Source organism: Microbispora sp. NPDC088329, from assembly GCF_040685655.1.
GTDB lineage: Bacteria > Actinomycetota > Actinomycetes > Streptosporangiales > Streptosporangiaceae > Microbispora.
In genome coordinates this window covers 61,972-80,183 of record NZ_JBFBIP010000024.1, presented here as the reverse complement: position 1 = coordinate 80,183, position 18,212 = coordinate 61,972, and the positions used below count along the sequence as shown (strand labels likewise).

General features: G+C 72.9%; 14 protein-coding genes. 6 read left to right on the top strand and 8 right to left on the bottom strand.

Features of this window, described 5'->3' with window-relative positions:
- Positions 1 to 14: 14 nt before the first annotated feature.
- The 7 genes from AB0O28_RS33070 to aceB all read right to left on the bottom strand — a co-directional run bounded on the left by AB0O28_RS33070 (position 15) and on the right by aceB (position 7,445).
- Complete coding sequence (locus AB0O28_RS33070; protein ID WP_363646500.1) at positions 15 to 683, bottom strand: hypothetical protein; 669 nt, start codon at positions 681 to 683, stop codon at positions 15 to 17.
- Positions 684 to 771: 88 nt separating this feature from the next.
- Positions 772 to 990, bottom strand: a complete 219-nt coding sequence (locus AB0O28_RS33065) for a DUF2277 domain-containing protein (RefSeq protein ID WP_363646499.1) — start codon at positions 988 to 990, stop codon at positions 772 to 774.
- A gap of 29 nt (positions 991 to 1,019) precedes the next feature.
- The gene (locus AB0O28_RS33060) at positions 1,020 to 1,754 is read right to left on the bottom strand and encodes an IclR family transcriptional regulator (RefSeq protein WP_363646498.1); all 735 of its coding nucleotides are present in this window, start codon (positions 1,752 to 1,754) and stop codon (positions 1,020 to 1,022) included.
- 28 nt (positions 1,755 to 1,782) lie between these two features.
- A complete protein-coding gene (locus AB0O28_RS33055) occupies positions 1,783 to 3,033 on the bottom strand; it encodes a heterodisulfide reductase-related iron-sulfur binding cluster (protein ID WP_363646497.1) in 1,251 nt (416 codons plus the stop codon).
- Complete coding sequence (locus AB0O28_RS33050) at positions 3,034 to 4,389, bottom strand: FAD-binding oxidoreductase (RefSeq protein WP_363646496.1); 1,356 nt, start codon at positions 4,387 to 4,389, stop codon at positions 3,034 to 3,036.
- Positions 4,389 to 5,840, bottom strand: a complete 1,452-nt coding sequence (locus tag AB0O28_RS33045) for an FAD-linked oxidase C-terminal domain-containing protein (RefSeq protein WP_363646495.1) — start codon at positions 5,838 to 5,840, stop codon at positions 4,389 to 4,391. Before AB0O28_RS33045 ends, AB0O28_RS33050 begins: the two co-directional genes overlap by 1 nt.
- A gap of 18 nt (positions 5,841 to 5,858) precedes the next feature.
- Complete coding sequence (gene aceB / locus AB0O28_RS33040; RefSeq protein ID WP_363646494.1) at positions 5,859 to 7,445, bottom strand: malate synthase A; 1,587 nt, start codon at positions 7,443 to 7,445, stop codon at positions 5,859 to 5,861.
- A 148-nt stretch (positions 7,446 to 7,593) separates the two neighbouring features.
- Between aceB and AB0O28_RS33035 the strand changes: the two genes are divergently transcribed.
- Positions 7,594 to 8,274, top strand: coding sequence for a DUF4097 family beta strand repeat-containing protein (locus AB0O28_RS33035; RefSeq protein WP_363646493.1), 681 nt, complete (start codon positions 7,594 to 7,596; stop codon positions 8,272 to 8,274).
- Between the two features lie 72 nt (positions 8,275 to 8,346).
- Here AB0O28_RS33035 and AB0O28_RS33030 read toward each other — a convergent pair whose 3' ends face one another.
- Positions 8,347 to 9,699 (bottom strand): FAD-binding oxidoreductase, encoded by a 1,353-nt coding sequence (locus tag AB0O28_RS33030; protein WP_363646492.1) that lies wholly within the window; start codon positions 9,697 to 9,699, stop codon positions 8,347 to 8,349.
- A 513-nt stretch (positions 9,700 to 10,212) separates the two neighbouring features.
- Here AB0O28_RS33030 and hflX point away from each other — a divergent pair.
- The 5 genes from hflX to AB0O28_RS33005 all read left to right on the top strand — a co-directional run bounded on the left by hflX (position 10,213) and on the right by AB0O28_RS33005 (position 18,161).
- Entirely contained in the window at positions 10,213 to 11,616 is a 1,404-nt protein-coding gene (gene hflX, locus AB0O28_RS33025) for a GTPase HflX (protein WP_363646491.1), read from the top strand.
- Between the two features lie 450 nt (positions 11,617 to 12,066).
- Positions 12,067 to 13,275: an imidazolonepropionase gene (gene hutI, locus AB0O28_RS33020; RefSeq protein WP_363646490.1), complete on the top strand. Its 1,209-nt coding sequence runs from the start codon at positions 12,067 to 12,069 to the stop codon at positions 13,273 to 13,275.
- Positions 13,276 to 13,422: 147 nt separating this feature from the next.
- Entirely contained in the window at positions 13,423 to 14,277 is an 855-nt protein-coding gene (locus AB0O28_RS33015) for a DegV family protein (RefSeq protein ID WP_363646489.1), read from the top strand.
- A 141-nt stretch (positions 14,278 to 14,418) separates the two neighbouring features.
- Complete coding sequence (locus AB0O28_RS33010) at positions 14,419 to 15,483, top strand: helix-hairpin-helix domain-containing protein (RefSeq protein ID WP_363646488.1); 1,065 nt, start codon at positions 14,419 to 14,421, stop codon at positions 15,481 to 15,483.
- A gap of 62 nt (positions 15,484 to 15,545) precedes the next feature.
- Entirely contained in the window at positions 15,546 to 18,161 is a 2,616-nt protein-coding gene (locus AB0O28_RS33005) for a ComEC/Rec2 family competence protein (protein ID WP_363646487.1), read from the top strand.
- Positions 18,162 to 18,212 lie beyond the last annotated feature (51 nt).

Here is an 18,212-nt window from a genome sequence, read left to right as displayed (position 1 = left end):
GCCACCCGCTGTGCTCACTCCGTGATGAGGAATCCGTTGTGGTCGCGGGCCACCCCGCCCGTGCGCTCGACGATCGCGAGGGCGGCCCGCCGGGCGGTGGCGGGGATCTCGGTGCCGTAGCCGCCGTCCGCGGACAGCTCGTAGGTCACGTCGTCCGCGTCCCACTCGTTGACGAAGACCTCGATCGGGCTCTCGGCGCTGGTGAGCAGCGTCGTGCCGGCGTCGGTCACCGTCGTGACGGCCAGGCCGGGCAGGTCGTCCGCGAGCAGGGCGATCAGCTCGTCCACCGGGATCGCCCGCCCGCCGGTGACCTCGGCCAGGTCCTCCGGCGGCTCCTGGCACTCCGGGTGCTCCCGGCCGCCGAGCCGTTCGGCCAGGCCCCGCACGAGCAGGCCCGGCCGGGAGAAGTCGCCGCCCTCCTCGCTGTCGATGTTGCGCGCGAAGAACGCGGCCGCCCAGCCCGCCGGGAGGCCGGCCCTGGCCGCCAGCTCCGGGGTCAGCCGAATCGGCCCGCGCAGTTCGACGTTCTCGCCGATCTTGAAGCCTCGCCCGTACGGCCCGGCCTGCGGGTCGTGCAGCCGCACCGTCCGCAGCACGGTCGCGGGGTCGGGTGCGTACGGCAGCAGCAGCGTGGGCCCCTTGCGCAGCCGCCGGGCCATGAGGAAGTCGGAGATCATACCCATGCGGCCACTGTCGCGCCCGGCACTTGCGGTTCGCTTGGACCCCGTGCTCTGACCTCTCACGCGTGGGCCCCGCGCGTGGACGCCGGTGCTATCGGGCCGCCGAGCCGCGGACCTGGAGGGAGGCCAGCAGCGCCGCGCTGGCCTGCGTGATCTCCTCGACCGCGCGGTCGAACGCCTCGGCGTTGTGCGCGGCGGGCGCGCGGAAGCCGGAGATCTTGCGGACGTACTGCAGGGCCGCCGCCCGGATGTCCTCCTCGGTCACCTCGTCGGTGAAGGGCGCGCGCAGGGTTTTGATGCTTCGGCACATGTGCCCATACTGACCGATCGGAGACCCCGTCAGGAGCGGAAGACGGCGGCGCCGAAGTCCTCTGCCACCTTGCGCAGCATCGCGGCGAGCTCCTCGCGGTCGACCGCGTCGATGCGTTCGGCAGGTCCGGACACCGACATCGCCGCGAAGGTCCGCCCGCCGTCGTGGACCGGCACGGCCATGCAGTGCACCCCGCTCTCCTCCTCGCCCAGGTCGAGCGCGTATCCCCGGGCGCGCACCCGGTCGAGTTCCTCCAGCAGTTCTCCGATCTCGGTGATCGTCCGGTCCGTACGGCGGGGCAGCCCGGTGCGCCGGAACACCGCCGCCGCGTCGTCCCGCTCCGCCAGCAGGGCCTTGCCGACGGCCGTGCTGTGCGGCAGCACCCGGCGCCCGACCTCGGCGAACATCCGCAGCCTGCGCGGCGAGGGCACCTGGGCCACGTAGACGACGTAGTCGCCCTCCAGCACGGCGAGGTTGGCGGTCTCGCCGGACAGTTCCACGAGCCTCGCGAGATAGGGCTCGGCCCAGACCGCGAGCATCCGCTCGGCCACGCCGCCGATGCGCACCAGCGCGCCGCCGAGGGCGTAGCGACGGTCGGACTCCTGCCGGACGTACCCGCGGGCCAGCAGCGTCTGTAACAGCCGGTGGATCGTCCCGTACGGCAGACCGGTCGTGGCCGCGATCTCCGACAGACCGGCCTGGCCGCCGTGCTCGGACAGTGCTTCGAGCACGTCCAGCGCCCGGTCGACGCTCTGCACGCTCATCGCGTTCTCCTCCTCGGCCGTGTCATCCTCAATGCGGCGACCGTCCCAGCATGCCGGGATCCAGCCCGCGCAGCGAGGCGTCGAGGACCTCGGCCGTGTGCGCGACCCTGATCTCCCCCTTGCCGGCCCTGCGTACGGCGGCCGCGATCTGCATCGTGCATCCCGGGTTGGCCGACACCAGCACCTCGGCGCCGGCGGCGAGCACCCGCTCGGCCTTGCGGTCGCCCAACTGGCGGGCCGCCTCCGGCTGGAAGAGGTTGTAGGTGCCCGCGGACCCGCAGCAGATCGCGGACTCCTCGACCTCCCGCAGCTCCAGCCCGGGAATCGCGCGCAGCAGCTCGCGCGGCTGGGCGCGCACGCCCTGGGCGTGGGCCAGGTGACAGGCGTCGTGGTAGGCGACCGCGACCGGCAGCGGGTGACGCGCGGCGACAGGTCCCAGCTCGGTCAGGAACTCCGCCAGGTCGCGGGTCCGCAGCGCCTCCGCGCGGGCCGCCCAGCCGGGCTCGCCGGCCAGCACCTCGGCGTAGTCCTTCATGCTCGATCCGCAGCCCGCCGCGTTCACCACCACGGCGTCCACCCCGGCCCGCTCGAAGACGGCGATCGTGCGGCGGGCGAACCCGCGCGCCTCGGCCTCGCGGCCCGCGTGCAGCGACAGCGCCCCGCAGCAGCCCTGCCGGGGCGGGATGACCACGTCGCAGCCCTCCAGCGCGAGCACCCGGGCCGTCGCCGCGTTGACCTGTGGGAAGAACTCGCCCTGCACACAGCCGGTGAGCAGCCCGACCCGCGCCCTGCGGCGTCGCCTCGCCCGCACCAGCGGCGGCAGCCGTACGGGCCGGGGGACGCCGGGTGCCAGTTCGGCCATCGCACCGAGGGAGGGGTGCACCTGTTCGAGGAACGGCCGCAGGCGCCTGCTCAGCCGCATGGGCAGCCGCATCGCCCGCAGCCTGCGCCGGTAGGGGAACAACGCGAACACCAGCGCCCGGATCGCGCGCTCGTCCGGGCGGCGCACGTGCTCGCGCTCGACGACCGCGCGGGTCTGCTCGATCAGGCGGTCGTACCGCACGCCGGAGGGGCACGCGGTGACGCAGGCCATGCAGCCGAGGCAGGCGTCGAAGTGACCGGCCATCGCGTCGGTGACAGGAGTGCCCTCGACGTGCTGCCCCATCAGGTGGACGCGCCCGCGCGGGGAGTCCATCTCCTCGCCCCACAGCACGTACGTCGGGCAGGTGGGCAGGCAGAACCCGCAGTGCACGCAGTCCCTGATCAGCTCGGGGTCCATTCAGATACCTCCGACGAATCGTCCGGGGGACAGCCGGCGGTCGGGATCGAACCGCTCCTTGACCCGGCGCATCAGCGGCAGCGCGCCGACGCGCCCCCACCGGTCGAGGCGGCGCGCGGCCTCCCACGGCGCGGCGAGCACGACCACGCGCGCCTCCTCTTCAAAGTTGGCGCGCAGCTGGGAGGTGAACCCGGCGACCAGCGCCGGATCGGTGTCCGGCGGCAGGGCGATGTGCAGCACCTGCGCGGCGAGCGAACCTCGAAGCGCCGCCCGGAAGCCCGTGACCTGGGCCGCCTCCAGGAAGCCGAGGAAAGTCTCGGCCAGCCGGGAGGGGGCGTTCCCGACCTCCAGCAGGATTTCTCCATCGCGCGAGGCCGTGGGCTTCGCACCGGGCGGCTCGGCGGCCCGCCCCGGCGGCTCGGGCAGGCGTCCCCACCACGGCGGCGGCTCCTCGGCCACCTCCGCCGTCTCGCCCATCAGCCCGCACAGCGCCTTCGCACGCTCGGTCGCGGCGGCGCCCTCGACCAGGACCGCCACCGTGCAGGGCCCCTTCACGTCGGGCCAGTCGATCTCCACCGCGCTCGGCTCCAGCGGCGACTCGGTCACCGCGGGAACCATCGTCGCCAGGGATCCGGCCAGATCCGTGCTGAGAGTCTCGAAGGTCAGGCCGTCCTCCGTCGTCCAGGTCCCATTCGTTTTGGTCACCGGCCGTTCGACTGTCGCCGTCACCCAGGCGCGGGCGGCGGGCAGCGGATGAAGGCGGAACGTCGCGTCCGCGATGATCCCGAGCGTGCCGTACGAGCCGGTGAACAGCTTGCCGAGGTCGTACCCGGCGACGTTCTTGACGACCTTCCCGCCCGACCTGGCGATCGTGCCGTCGGCGAGCACGACCGTGACGCCGATGAGCAGGTCGCGGGCGGTGCCGCACCGGAACCTGCGCGGTCCGGCGATCCCGGTGGCCAGCAGCCCGCCGACCGTGGTGCCGGGCACGGGCACGTCGAGCGCGAGCTCCTGGTTCTCCCCGGCGAGGGTGTCCGCCAGGGCCTCCAGGGTGACCCCGGCCTGCGCCCGTACGACCAGGTCGCCCGCCGCGTGCTCCAGCACGCGGTTCATGCGGGACAGGTCCACGAGCACGTCGCAGCGCTCGGGCCGGGCGCCCCAGTGCAGCTTGCTCCGGCCGCCGGTCACGACCACGGCGAGGTCGTGCGCGGCACAGACCCGCATCACGGCCGCGATCTCCACGGCCGACTCGGGCAGCGCCACCCGGCGCGGCCGCACGCCCGCGACCTCGTCGTCGTCGCCCGCCGCGCGGATCTCCACGCCCGTCGCGGCCAGCGCGTTCCCGGCGGCGTCCATCAGAACTGCTCCGCCAGGCCGGCCTCCACCAGCGGGTGCGCGCCCCTGCGCACCCCCGGCGCCTCCCCGCACAGCCGCGGGGTGGGGAAGATCTTGCCGGGGTTGGCCAGGCCCTCCGGGTCGAACGCGCACCGCACGAGTTGCATGGTGTCGAGGTCGTCCTCGGTGAACATCCGGGGCATGTGGCGGGCCTTGTCCACGCCGACGCCGTGCTCCCCGGTGATCGACCCGCCGTGCTCGACGCACAGGTCGAGGATGCGCCCGCTGACGGCCTCGGCGCGCTCGGCCTCGCCGGGCACCGAGTCGTCGAACAGCACGAGGGGATGGAGGTTCCCGTCGCCGGCGTGGAAGACGTTGGCCACCCGGATGCCGTACTCCTCCTGCAGCCGGTCGATCCCCGCGAGCACGCTCGGCAGCGCGGTCCGCGGCACCACGCCGTCCTGCACGATGTAGGCCGGGCTGATGCGGCCGACGGCGGCGAACGCCGACTTGCGGCCCTTCCAGATGGCCGCCCGCTCCTCGGCGGAGGCGGCCACCCGGATCTCGAAGGCGCCGCTGTCGCGGCAGATGCGCTCCACGGCGGCGAACTGGTGCTCCACCTCGGCACGCGGGCCGTCCAGCTCCACCACCAGTACGGCTCCCGCCCCGGCGGGGTAGCGGCAGTGGACGGCGGCCTCGGCCGCCTCGATCGCCAGCGCGTCCATCATCTCGATCGCGGCGGGCACGACGCCCGCCGCGATGATCGCCGACACCGCGTGCCCGCCGGCCTCGATGCCGGTGAAGGCGGCGAGCAGGGTCGTGACCGTCTCGGGCGCCCGCGACAGCCGTACGGTGATCGTGGTGGCGATGCCGAGCGTGCCCTCGGAGCCGATGAACGCGCCGAGCAGGTCGTAGCCGGGGTCGTCGGCGGACAGCTCCACGATCTCCCCGTCGGGCGTGACGACCTCGGCGGCGAGCACGTGGTTGACCGTGAAGCCGTACTTGAGGCAGTGCGCGCCGCCCGAGTTCTCCGCCACGTTGCCGCCGATGGAGCAGACCTGCTGGCTGGAGGGGTCGGGGGCGTAGTAGTAGCCCTGGTCGCGGACCGCCTCGGTGATGGCCAGGTTCGTCACCCCGGGCTCCACCACGGCCCGGCGGTTCGGGATGTCGATCTCAAGGATCCGCCGCATGCGGGAGGTGACGATCAGCACGCCGTCCGTGCGGGGGAGGGCGCCGCCGGACAGGCCGGTGCCCGACCCCCGGGCGACGAAGGGCACGCCGTGCTCGCCGCACAGCCGCACCACCGCGGCGACCTGCTCGGCGTTTTCGGGCAGCACGACCACCCCGGGGGTCGCCCGGTGGTTGGTCAGCCCGTCGCACTCGTAGGTGCGCAGCCGTACGGGGTCGGTGACGACGGCGTCGGCCGGGAGCACGGCGGCCAGCCCCGCCGTCAGCCGTTCGAGCCCGGGCATCGGCTTCCCTCCACATCGTCACGGCATCCGCGCGTACGCGGGCAGCGTGAGAAACTCCGCGAAGTCGTCGTCAAGGGCGACCTCCTTGAACAGCGCCGTGGCCTGTGCGTAGAGCCGCTCGTCGTAACCCGGCTCGGTGGCGATCCGGGCCAGCTCCTCCTCGATGATCCGCTCGGCGAGCTCCCGTGTCACCACCGCGCCGCTGTCGGCCAGCGTGATGTCGTTGTGGATCCACTGCCAGACCTGCGAGCGGGAGATCTCGGCCGTCGCCGCGTCCTCCATCAGGTTGTGGATCGCCGCGGCGCCGTTGCCGCCCATCCAGGCCGCCAGGTAGCGCAGGCCGACGTCCACGTTGTTGCGCAGCCCGGCCTCGGTGATCTCACCGGGGGTTCTGGACACCGCCAGCAGATCCTCGGCCGTGACGTGGACGTCCTCGCGTAGCCGGTCGAGCTGGTTGGGCCGGTCGCCGAGCACGCCGTCGAACACCTCGCGGCAGATCGGCACGAGGTCGGGGTGGGCCACCCAGGAGCCGTCGAAGCCGTCACCCGACTCGCGGGTCTTGTCGGCCCGCACCTTCTCCAGCGCGACCTTGTTGACCTCGGGATCGCGGCGCGAGGGGATGAAAGCCGCCATGCCGCCGATGGCGTGCGCGCCGCGCTTGTGGCAGGTGCGCACCAGCAACTCGGTGTAGGCGCGCATGAACGGCGCGGTCATCGTCACCGCGTTGCGCTCGGGCAGCAGGAACTCCCGGCCCCGGGTGCGGAACTTCTTGATGACGCTGAACAGGTAGTCCCAGCGGCCCGCGTTGAGGCCCGCGGAGTGTTCCCGCAGCTCGTAGAGGATCTCCTCCATCTCGAACGCCGCCGGGTAGGTTTCGATGAGCACGGTCGCCCGGATCGTCCCCCGGGGGATGCCGAGCAGCTCCTGGGCCCGGACGAACACGTCGTTCCAGAGCCGCGCCTCCAGGTGCGACTCCATCTTCGGTAGGTAGAAGTACGGGCCGCGGCCCTTGCCGATCTGCCGGGTGGCGCAGTGGAAGAAGTAGAGCCCGAAGTCGACCAGCGAGGCGGACGCGGGCGAGCCGTCCACCACGATGTGCTTCTCCGGCAGGTGCCAGCCGCGCGGGCGGACGACGATCGTGGCCAGCTCCTCGTCCGGCCGCAGCGCGTACGTCTTGCCGCCGGAGGAGAAGTCGATCGCGCGGTCGAGGGCGTCGCGCAGGTTGAGCTGCCCGTTGACCGTGTTCTCCCATGTCGGGGAGTTGGCGTCCTCGAAGTCGGCCAGCCACACCTTGGCGCCCGAGTTGAGCGCGTTGATCGTCATCTTGCGGTCGACAGGACCGGTGATCTCGACCCGGCGGTCCTCCAGCCCCGGCGCCGGCGGGGCGACCCGCCACTCGGACTCCCGGACGCGGGCGGTCCCGGGAAGGAAGTCGAGCATGCCGCCGGCGGACAGCTCCTCCTGCCGCGCCTGCCGGGCGCCGAGCAGATCCCTGCGCCTGGGGTCGAACTCGCGGTGCAAGGTGGCCACGAAGCCGAGGGCCTCGGGAGTGAGGATCTCGTCGAACCGGTCCAGCATGGGGCCTTTGATCTCGACGTTTTCCATCTTTTCCACCTTCCGGAAAACTGGTTCTGAATGGTGGAATTGACGCTACTTCAGGCGACGGCAGGGGGTCAACGCCGGGGGTTCCTCAGGGGACGGTCCGGGGATTCCCCGATGGGAGACGGCGTACGCATCCCCGAAGATCGAGGACATGAGAAACAAGACGATGGCCGTCGCGGGGGCCGTCCTGGGAATGAGCCTCGTCGTCACGGCATGCGATGTGCGGATCGGCTTCGGCGGGCAGCAGGCCGTGGAGTCCTACGACGTGACGGACAAGGTGACCGTCCTGGACACCCGCACCGGGTCGGGCGACATCGTGGTGAACGAGAGCGACAGGTCCGGCGTCCACGTCACCGAGACCCTGCACTGGCGCGGAGACAAGCCCAAGGACGGCCATTCCGTCGACGGGGACACGCTCACACTGGCCTACAAGTGCGACAACTGCTCGGTGGACTACGAGGTGGAGGTGCCGCGCGGTCTCACCATGAAGATCGACACCGCGTCGGGAGACCTCACCCTGCGCGACGTCACCGGCCAGGTGAACGCCTCCACCGGCTCGGGCGACGTCGACGCGCGGGGGCTCGCCGCCAAGCAGGTCAACACCCGCACGGGGTCGGGGGACATCACGCTGCGGTTCACCGCCGTACCCGACCAGGTGCAGGCCGTGACCGGGTCGGGCGACGGCCGGCTCTGGGTGCCGGACGGCACCTACAACGTGAACGCGTCGACGGGGAGCGGCGACCGCAGGATCGAGGTGCCGGACGACGACTCGGCGCCGCACACGATCACGATCAGGACCGGATCGGGCGACGCCGAGGTGCACAAGCTCTGACGCGGCGCTACCGCGGCCGTCCGCGGCGCTCCGGCCTCAGGGGCGGGAGCGGCCTTCGGGCCGCGGATCGCGTCACGCGAGCACGGACTGGTTGGAGCGGAAGACGCCGGCGGGGTCGCGGCGACGCTTGATCTCCTGCAGCCGGGCCAGGGTGTCCGGGTCGAACGCGGAGACGGCCGTCTCGCCACCGCCCAGATAGGTCAGCGGCTTGCGGCCGGTCGTGTGCGGCGCCATCGCCCGGGCGATGTCCGCCAGCCGCGCGGCGACCGCCTGACCACTCTCCGGCGACATGATCGGCCCGATCATGCCCAGCAGGTACGGCTCGGCGATGGGCCCGGCCGCTCCGCCGCCGTCGGCGGGCCGGCTCACCGCGCCGCCCAGGTGGCGCACCTGCACCGAGGCCAGGGGGGCGATGTCGCCCGCGGCCGCGAGCAGATCGGCGCCCACGGCGTCGCCGAGCCCGGTCAGTAGTTCGCCGCGGCCCGCGCCGGGCACCGGCTGCGTCGGCTCGGCGCAGATGCCGCCCAGGGCGTCGAGCGGCATCACGGCGCGGGTGTCGAGCATCATGCCGGGAATGTCCTCGAACCGCCGCAGCAGGTCGCGCCCCTCCTCCTCACCGCCGAGGAACGTCGAGTCCACCGCGACCCCGGAGAGGCCGCGCAGCGGCTCGGGGACCTGGGGCAACGGGGGGAACTTCACCATCGTGAACCAGGCGGTCAGCTCGGCGGGCGCAGTCGAGGTCACCTCGCGGTACGCGGCGAGCACCTCGGGCGCACGCTCGGCCGGCCACAGCATGCGCCCGCCGTACAGCAGGGGTGCCGGGTGCAGGTCCAGCTCCATCGCCGTCACCAGCGCGAAGTCGCCGCCGCCGCCGCGCAGGGCCCAGAACAGGTCGGGGTCGGAGTCCGCCGTCACGCGTAAGGCCTCGCCGTCCGCGTCGACCACCTCGAAGGCCCGTACGGCGCCGGACGCCCAGCCATGCCTGCGGGCGAACCAGCCGAGCCCGCCGCCGAGCGTGTAGCCGGTCACGCTGACGACGGGGGAACTGCCGGGCAGGCCGGTCAGCCCGTGCTTGCCGGTCGCGCTCAGCAACTCGCCCCACTGCACGCCGGCCTCGACCCGGGCGGTCCGCTGCTCCGGCTGGATCTCCACACCGCGCAGCCGTCCGGTGCGCACCAGGATCGTCCCGTCGAGCCGGGTCGTGGCGCCGTGCCCGCTCGGCTGCGCGGCCACGGCGTGACCGGCCTGCTTCGCGTACCGGACCACGGCGGCGGCGTCCGCGGCGTCCTCGATCTCCACGACGGCCCGCACCTGCTGGTCCACGGCCCGGTTCCAGGGCAGCCGGGCCGCCTCGAAGTCGTCGTCGCCGGGCACGAGCACCCGTCCGCGCACCGCCCGCCGCAGATCGGCTTCAAAATTCGACACGTTTTTCCTCCTGATTCACGTTCTCTGATCGGCCCGGCATCCTGGTGGGGGCTGGTTGCAGCCGGATGAAAATCGACTGGAAGTGTGCTGCTCCGGCGACCCACAAGTCGGGCAATACGCTACAGATCGAAATCTTCGCGTCCAGAGGAATCATGGAATCCCGCCCGTGCGGCCCGTAAAAGATCGTCGGCCCGGCACGCCGTGGATATCGGCACGACCGGGCGGCGGGCGGTGCCGGCCATGGTCGTTCCGGAACCGGAACGGGCCGGTTCGCTCGACCGGGGCGGGCACCTCCCGGGACCGTCCGCCGGCACCCGCAGGCCTGTGCGGACCGGGCCGCCGTGCCGCGCGACTTTCGGCCCCGAACCGGGCTCATCGGAACCGGGCTCACCAGGACCGGGCGCATAAGGGAGTGCGTACGTCCCGGCGGTCGTGTCACCATCGACGAAGGGCGCTGCGGGGCCGGGAAGGCATCGGCGCGTCCGGCTGTTCTGTCTAGTAGAGATGACATATATGCGAAACGAGCCCGAAGACTTCGCCGTGGGCGATTACGAACTGGAAGAGCGCCAGGCGCTCCGCCGCGTAGCGGGTCTGTCGACAGAGCTCGAAGACATCACCGAAGTCGAGTACCGCCAGCTCCGTCTGGAGCGCGTGGTCCTGGTAGGCGTCTGGGCGGGTGGCACCATCCTGGACGCGGAGAACTCGCTGCAGGAGCTGAAGCTCCTGGCGGAGACCGCCGGTTCCCAGGTGCTGGAGGGTCTGATCCAGCGTCGGGACCGGCCCGACCCCGCCACCTACATCGGATCGGGCAAGGCCATCGAGCTGCGCGACATCGTCGCCGCCAGCGGCGCCGACACCGTGATCTGCGACGGCGAGCTGACCCCCGGCCAGCTCCGTCAGCTCGAAGAGGTCGTGAAGGTCAAGGTCATCGACCGGACCGCGCTGATCCTCGACATCTTCGCGCAACACGCCAAGAGCCGTGAGGGCAAGGCGCAGGTCGAGCTGGCACAGCTGCAGTATCTGCTGCCGCGCCTGCGAGGCTGGGGTGGCAACCTGTCGAGGCAGGTCGGCGGCCGCGCCGCGGGCGGCGTCGGCATCGGCGGCCGCGGCCCCGGTGAGACCAAGATCGAGCTGGATCGGCGGCGGATCCGCGAGCGCATGGCCAAGCTGCGGCGGCAGATCAAGGAGATGTCGACCGCCCGGCAGACCATGCGGCACCGCAGACAGGCCCGCGAGGTGCCGGCCGTGGCGATCGCCGGATACACCAACGCCGGCAAGTCGTCGCTGCTCAACCGGCTGACCGGCGCGGGCGTGCTGGTCGAGGACGCGCTGTTCGCGACCCTCGACCCCACCGTGCGCAAGGCGCGTACCCCCGAGGGCCGCCTGTTCACACTGGCCGACACGGTCGGCTTCGTACGGCACCTGCCCCACCAGCTCGTCGAGGCGTTCCGCTCGACGCTGGAGGAGGTGGCCGACGCCGATCTGATCCTCCATGTGGTGGACGGGTCGCATCCCGATCCCGAGTCGCAGATCGCGGCGGTCCGCGAGGTCCTGGCCGAGATCGAGGGCGCGCGGGACATCCCGGAGATCGTGGTCGTCAACAAGGCCGACGCCGCCGACCCGGTCGTGCTGACCCGGCTGACGATGAAGGAGCGGCACAGCATGGTCGTCTCCGCCCGCACCGGGACCGGGATCGCCGAGCTGATGTCGATGATCGAGCGCGAGCTGCCCCGCCTCGACCACGAGGTCAGGCTGCTGGTGCCGTACAACAGGGGCGACCTGATCGCGCGGGCGCACGACGAGGGCGAGGTCCTGTCGCTGGAGCACACCGGCGACGGCACCGTCCTGCACGCCCGGGTCTTCGCCGACCTGTACGCGGAGCTGGACCGGGTGGCCAAGCCCGTCGAGACCGTCTGACGCCATTTATCGGCGGGTCACCTTCCGCGTGTCGGTGGCCCGCCAACGGTTGCCCTTGCTACGATAAGGAAAGCCTAATGGGACCTTATGGCGTGGGTAACAACATGACTCCAGGCAGTGTGGTCACCCTTTCCAAGGCGTTCGCGGACATGGGATCGGCGTCGGCGATCCTGATCTCTCCGCAGCGTGTGAGACGACTGATGCGTTCGATGCGCATGAGATCGACGTGCGTTTCTGTCGCCAACTCTGTACATCCGGCCCACCGGTGAAATACCGTAACTGAACTAAATCGTCCGGGTTCGAGATCCCGGCGGTAGGGTCATCGCACAACATCGGTGCGCGATGAGGCAGGAGACCCCCCATGACGTCCGGACACGCAGCGGACCCGGCGGGCCAGGCGCCCGCAGGCGGGGGCCGTTCGTCGTCCAGGGGTGTTCGGCAGGTGGTCGGATGACCGTTCGCCTTCTCACCAACATCGGCCGGCTGTGGACCGGGCACGACGTCTGCAGCAACGCCGCGATTCTGGTGCACAACGACCGGATCGCATGGGTCGGCCGCGCCGCGGACCTCCCGCAGAGCGTTCCCGGAGTGGTGGACGACATCGTCGACGTCGACCACGTGGAGAACCTCGGCGGCGCTCTCGTCACACCCGGCCTCATCGACGCGCACACCCATCCCGTGTACGCCGGCAACAGGTACGCCGAGATGGCGATGCGATCCGGAGGCTCCAGCGCCTCGGCCATCGCGGCGGCGGGCGGCGGCATCGGGTCGACCGTCACCGTGACGCGCGGCACCGACCCCTGGACACTGTGCAACGGGGTCCGCGAACGGCTGCGCGAGTGGCTGCTCAACGGCACCACGACCGTCGAGGCCAAGACCGGCTACCACCTGACCCGCGACGGCGAGCTGGCCGACGTGCGGCTGCTGCGCGAGCTCGAGAAAGAGCCGATGATGCCGCGGGTACACGTCACGTTCCTGGCCGCTCACGTGGTGCCGCCGGAATACTTCGGCCGCCAGCGCGACTACGTCGAGGCCGTGGCCTCCTGGTGCGCGGACGCCGCCGGCGCCGGGGCCGACAGCGTGGACGTCTACTGCGACGATGGTCATTTCACCGCGGAGGAGGCCCGCTGGGTGCTGGCTTCCGGCCGCAACGTCGGGCTGCTGCCCCGCATCCACGCGGGCGCGTACAACCGGCGCGGCGCCGTCCAGCTCGCGGCCGAGATGGGCTGCGCCTCCGCCGACCTGCTCCACCACGCCTCCGACGAGGACGTCGCCCTGATGGCGAGGTACGGCGTGCCCGCCGTCGTCTGCCCGGGCGCGGCCTTGCAGGTGGGCCACCTCCCGCCGGTGCGGCGGATGCTGGCCCAGGGCGTCCCGGTGGCGCTCGGCAGCGACCACAACCCCGGCCACTGCGGCATCACCTCGATGTCCCTGGTCATCAGCCTCGCGGTGGCGGCGTTCGGGATGAGCGTCGGAGACGCCCTGCGGGCCGCCACACTGGGCGGCGCCCAGGTCCTCGGTGCCCCCGACCGCGGCATCCTCGCGCCCGGCCGCCTCGCCGACATCGTGCAGTGGGACGCCGACCACGAGGGCGCGTTCGCCTGGTCGTTCGGCCTCAAGCCGCGTCGCGTGTGGCGGGGTGGAGTCCCCGTTCAGTGACGCCCCCGCCCGGCCGGGGCCCTCGCGCCGAGACCCCCGGAGGCCGGCCGCGGCCGCCCTCGGCGTGCGCCGGCGTCTCCACCGGCGCCGCGTCATCTGAGTTCACGACCAGGTTGCCAGGCGATCAGCCCTGGGTAATCTCGCGATATGTCACCGTCTGTCGCTGTCGTCACTGATTCCACGGCGTACCTCGGCGCCGAGGCGACCGGTAGGTGGGACGTCACCGTCGTACCGGTTCAGGTGGTCCTGGGGGATGGCGAAGTCGACGACGTGACCCCCTTCGACGCGAACCTGCTCGCACACGCTCTCAAGGACCGCTCGCCGATCGTCACCTCGCGCCCGCCCCCTGAGCGTTTCGCGGACGTCTACCGGCGGGCCGCCGCGAACGGCTTTTCCGAGGTCGTCTCCATCCACCTGTCCGGCGCGCTGTCGGGCACCGCCGACTCCGCTCGTCTCGCCGCGCGTGACGCCCCCGTGCCGGTGGAGGTCGTCGACAGCGGGTCGATCGCGATGGGGCTCGGCTTCGCGGTGCTGGCCGCCGCGCGGGCGGCCGTCGCGGGAGCCCCCGCCGCCGAGGTGGCCGCCGTGGCCCGGCGGCGGGCCGCTGCCACGAGCACGTTCTTCTACGTGGAGACGCTCGACTATCTGCGGCACGGCGGGCGGATCGGCCGGGTGACCAACCTCCTGGGGTCGGCGCTGTCGATCAAACCGCTGTTGCGTATGGCCGACGGCGAGATCGGCGTGCTGGAGAAGGTCCGCACCGCGAGCCGTGCTCTGTCCCGCCTGGAGGATCTGGCTGTGGAGGCGGCCGGGGACCGGCCGGTCGACGTGGCCGTGCAGCACCTCATGGCGGCCGAACGGGCAGAGGCGCTCACCAAGGGACTGACCGCACGGCTGCCCAGGCTCGTACGGATGTGGGTGGCCGAGATCGGCCCCGTCCTCGGCGCGCACGTCGGCCCCGGGATGCTCGGCGTCACCGTCGCCCCCGCCGCAGTGGACTGAGCCGGTCGACGCCGCGGTGCGTTCGCCGCCGTCGACACATTCCCTCGCACCGGCGGTGATTCCGCCGCGACGGTTGGCGGTTGTCCACAGAATTCCGCTCGGGACCGGGCGGGGTCATGGCGTGTGCCTACCGTCCTTGGCGTGCGAAGCAAGGAGTCTCGCGGGGCCGCGCGCGGCGTCGCCGCCGGCGAGTCCCGCCTGCGCGGGCTGTTGCGTCCGCTCGATCCGGTTCCCCCGTCCGCCCGCCTGCGGTCGGTGCCGTCCCCGCCAGGGCCGCCGCCGTCCTTCGGCGCTCCTGACCCCGTTCGTACGGAGACCCGTCCGCCTGAGGAGGCCGAGGAGGCTGAGGACGGCCCTTGCCGTGAGGACCTTTCCGGCCTGTCCGAGGAGGTCGCGCATCGGTGGGAAGGATGTGCGGACGGGCCCGAGGTCGCCACGCGTGACCTGCGAACGCTCGGACGGGCGGCTTTCGGCCGCGCCCTGCCACGGCTCGATCCGGGCATGCCGGGGCTACGGGTGCTGGTGGCCGCCGGGTTGCTCGCGGCGGTCGTCACCGGGATCCTCGTGTGGCGGTCGAGGCCGGTGGCCGAGCCGATCGCCCCGCCGCTCCCGGCCACCGCCGTTCGCGACCTTGGCCCTGCCTCCGTCCCCGGAATGGTGCAGAGTGCGGCCTCGCCTGCGACGCCGGCACCTGAAGGCGGCGCCGGACCGGGCGCCAGAGCCTACGTCCCGGGCGCCGCGGGCATCGCGGCCCCATCCGGCGCATCGGCTCAGGTCGTGGTGTACGTGACGGGCAAGGTCCGCGACCCGGGGGTGTTCGTTCTCGCGCCGGGCTCACGGGTCGCCGACGCGATCGAGGCCGCGGGCGGCCTTCGGAAGGGCGCGAAACCGGGCGGAGTCAACCTGGCCCGGCGCGTGGTGGACGGTGAACAGATCGTCGCCGGAAGCCCGGCGCCGCCCGGCGCGGGCCCTGCTCCGGGTCCTGCAGGCGTGGGGCCGGAAGGCCCGGGAGCCGGAGTGGTGAACCTCAACACCGCCACCGCCGAGCAACTCGACGCGCTGCCCGGGATCGGCGGTGTGATCGCGCAACGGATCGTCGACTACCGGACCTCCCACGGAGGTTTCCAGAGCGTGGACCAGCTGAAAAACGTTCCGGGCATCGGAGAAAGGAAGTTCGCCGAGATGCGCGACAAGGTCTCCGTGTGACCGCCGTCGGCCGCCCCCACGACCTTCCCGAGGGTCGCGACGAGCCGGGGCACGATGACTTGATGAGGGATGAGTCGGGGCTCGCCAGGACGGGTCCCGGTCCGGCGGCGCTGGCCACTCCGGCGTTGGCCTCCTGGCTCACGGCACTCGTGCTGCTCGGCTGCCCCGCCGTCGCCGGAGCCGCCGTGGCACTGGCCGCGGCTGTCGCGGGCACCGTCACCTGGGCCGTGGCGCGGCGCCCCAACGACATGGCGGACCCCACCCAGGCTCCGGTGGGAGAGTACGGCCGGGGTGGCGCCGCCGAGGCAGGCGGGCGATTCGCCGGCCCGGCGGGGGCGCCGGGCGCCGCCGTCAGGATCGCGCTGGCGGCGCTCGCGTCCGTGGCCGTCACGGCCTCGGTGGCGGCGTTCACGGTTCACGGGGTGACCACCGGGCCGGTGCCGGAAATGGCCCGCCGGGACGCCACGGTGACCGCAGAGGCCGAGATCACCGACGATCCGCGTATCCGGCCGCACCAGGGCGGGGTGTCCCGGCGGGAGACGGCGGTCGTCCGGGCCCGGATGCTCGTGGTGACAACCGCCCGGGAGCGGTACGTCGTGGATGTGCCCGTCGTGCTGCTGGGTCCCGCCGACGGGTGGCGTTCGCTGCTGCCGAGCCAGCGGGTCAGGGTGCGCGGGCGGCTGGGACCGGCCGAGCCGGGTGAGCCGGTCGCGGCCGTGATGCTCGTCCGGGGGCCGCCCGAGCCGATCGGCGCGCCCTCGGCCGTGCAGCGTGCGGCCGGAGTGCTGCGCGCGGGGCTGCGCGAGGCGAGCGGCGTGCTGCCGGACGACCAGCGCGGTCTGTTGCCCGGCCTGGTCGTCGGCGACGTGTCGCGCCTCGACGAGGAGGTCCGGCTCGACCTGGCGACGGCGGGGCTCGGCCACCTCACCGCCGTTTCCGGCACCAACCTGGCGATTGTGGCGGGCGCCGTGCTGGTGCTCGGGCGCTTCGCCGGCCTGCCACTGGCCCTCCGGGCCGTGGTCGCGGTCGTCGCGATGATCGCGTTCTCGATCGTGGCGAGGCCGTCGCCGAGCGTGTTGCGAGCCCTCGTCATGGGAACCGTCGCCGCCGTGGCACTTGGCACCGGCCGCCCCCGCGACGGCGTGGCCGCCCTGTCGGCGACCGTGCTGGGACTGGTCGTGTTCGATCCCGGGCTGTCCCGGCAGTGGGGCTTCGCGCTGTCGGTGTTCGCGACCGGCGGCATCCTGGTCCTCGCGCCACGGTGGCGTGACCGGCTGACGGCGCGCCGGGTGCCCCGCCTGCTCGCCGAGGCCCTGGCCGTGGCCGCCGCGGCGCAGACGGCCGTCACGCCCCTGCTGGTGCTGATGTCCGGGCGCCTCGACCTGGCCGCGATCCCGGCCAACCTGCTCGCCGAGCCCGCGGTGGCGCCCGCGACGGTGCTCGGGTTCTGCGCCGCCGTGATCGCGCCGGTGAGCATGGACCTGGCCCGGCTGCTGGTGCGCCCCGCCGGGTGGGCTGTGGGCTGGATCATCGCGGTGGCCCAGCGGGCGGCGGACCTTCCGTTCGCCTCGGCCGAGTGGCTCGGGGGCGTGCCGGGAGTAGCCGTGCTCGCGGTGGCGGCCGTCGCGGGATGGCTCGTCCTGCGGGGCCGTGCGCGCAGGCGCCTGGTCGCGGCGCTCGCTGCGGGAGCGTTGCTAGCCGCCCTCGTGGCCATGCCGGTGGTGTCGCCCTGGCCGCCGCCGGGATGGCTGCTGGTCGTCTGCGACGTCGGCCAGGGGGACGCCCTGGTGCTGGCGGCAGGTCCCGGCCGGGCGGTGGTGGTCGACGCCGGGCCGCAGCCGGGCCCCGCCGACCGGTGCCTGCGCGCTCTCGGAGTGCGACAGGTGCCGCTCGTGGTCCTCACCCACCCCCACCTCGACCACGTCGGCGGGCTGCCCGGCGTGCTGCGCCGCCGCGCGGTGGGGGCGGTGGTCGTGAGCCCGGGCCGCGTGCCGGAGGGCGAGGCCGGTCGCGTCTCCGCGCAGCTCAGGACGGCCCGAATCCCGGAATGGCAGGCGGTTCCCGGGATGCGGTGGCGATTCGGGCCGAGCGAGATCACCGTGGTCGCCCCCGAGCCCGGTGTGGCGCCGCAGGGCACCGGCGAGGGGGCGACGGCCAACAACGCCAGCGTCGTGCTGCTGGTCCGCTGGTCCGGGCCGCCCACGGCACCACGCGACCCGCCGCCCGTAGCGCACGGCGTAGCCCCAGTGCAGGGCGCAGCCGCAGCGCGGGGCGCAGCGGCAGTGCCCGCAGTGCCTCGGGTGTCCGGAGCGCCCGGAGCGCCTGCCGGGCCCGGCGCACTACCAGCGTCGGGACCGATTCTGGGGGCGGCCCTGCTCGCCGGGGACCTGGAGACGGAGGCGCAGGAGGCCCTGGTGCGGTGCGGCCTGCCACGGGTCGACGTGCTGAAAGTGCCCCATCACGGGTCGTCCCGGCAGGCGCCGGCCTTCCTCGCCGCCACGGGCGCGCGGGCCGCCCTCATCAGCGTCGGCGCGGTCAACGACTACGGGCATCCCGCCCCACTGACGCTGCGGCGCCTGCGCTGGCTCGGCATGCGGCCCTACCGCACCGACCTGTCGGGGGACATCGCCGTCGTCGCCGCCCATAACGGTCTCGCCGTGGTCGTACGGGGCAAGTGAGCGGGTGGAGTCGTGCGCGAGGATCACGAGCAGAGCGGTGTTTTCCGCACC